Below are 391 nucleotides of genomic sequence, written 5' to 3' on the forward strand. Positions count from 1 at the left end.
AGCGGCTCCAGAGGGCGCCGGGGCCGGGGCGGCGGCCACGGCACGCAGGAGGGCCGGGTCGGGCTTGTCGCCGCTCTCCACGGCCCGTACGGCGGCGAGCAGGTCGGCGGCCTGCCCGCTCAGCTTCGTCCCGGCGGCGATGGGCCCTTCCTTCTCGGCCTTGCGCTGCTCGATCCGCTCCCGCAACTCCCGCTGGGCGGCGAGCTCGGCGGCGGCCTCGGACAGGACGGCAACCTCGGCGACGGCAGCGTCCCCCTCCCCACCGACCGCTCCCGCATCGCCCCCGCCCGTACCGGCTTCCGCCGTACCGGCCGCGTCCGAAGCCGGCTCACCCGCATCGGGCCCACCGGCCACGGGCCCGTGCGCCTCGGCCTCCGCCGCCCCGTCACCC

At 79.0% G+C, this 391-nt stretch carries 1 pseudogene; it reads right to left on the reverse strand.

The features are described from left to right. A pseudogene (locus tag GT042_RS38870) lies at positions 1–354 on the reverse strand (hypothetical protein); the annotation flags it as partial. Positions 355–391 lie beyond the last annotated feature (37 nt).

The sequence above is a fragment of the Streptomyces sp. SID3212 genome, from assembly GCF_009865405.1.
Classification (GTDB): Bacteria; Actinomycetota; Actinomycetes; order Streptomycetales; family Streptomycetaceae; genus Streptomyces.